Annotated in this window: 1 rRNA gene; it reads left to right on the top strand. The window is 52.1% G+C overall.

Annotated elements, in window-relative coordinates:
* A 16S ribosomal RNA gene (locus ACJ8J4_RS24745) occupies positions 1 to 522 on the top strand; the annotation flags it as partial.
* Positions 523 to 534: the final 12 nt, after the last annotated feature.

The following is a 534-nucleotide window of genomic DNA, read 5'->3' as shown; positions in this document are numbered from 1 at the left end:
TTGGTGCCTTCGGGAACTCTGAGACAGGTGCTGCATGGCTGTCGTCAGCTCGTGTTGTGAAATGTTGGGTTAAGTCCCGCAACGAGCGCAACCCTTATCCTTTGTTGCCAGCGGTTCGGCCGGGAACTCAAAGGAGACTGCCAGTGATAAACTGGAGGAAGGTGGGGATGACGTCAAGTCATCATGGCCCTTACGAGTAGGGCTACACACGTGCTACAATGGCATATACAAAGAGAAGCGACCTCGCGAGAGCAAGCGGACCTCATAAAGTATGTCGTAGTCCGGATTGGAGTCTGCAACTCGACTCCATGAAGTCGGAATCGCTAGTAATCGTAGATCAGAATGCTACGGTGAATACGTTCCCGGGCCTTGTACACACCGCCCGTCACACCATGGGAGTGGGTTGCAAAAGAAGTAGGTAGCTTAACCTTCGGGAGGGCGCTTACCACTTTGTGATTCATGACTGGGGTGAAGTCGTAACAAGGTAACCGTAGGGGAACCTGCGGTTGGATCACCTCCTTACCTAAAGATATT

It is taken from the genome of Serratia sp. CY47280, assembly GCF_052168655.1.
Taxonomy (GTDB): Bacteria; Pseudomonadota; Gammaproteobacteria; order Enterobacterales; family Enterobacteriaceae; genus Serratia; species Serratia bockelmannii.
Note: the sequence above shows the minus strand (reverse complement) of the source record. Positions and strands in the feature narration are given on the sequence as shown.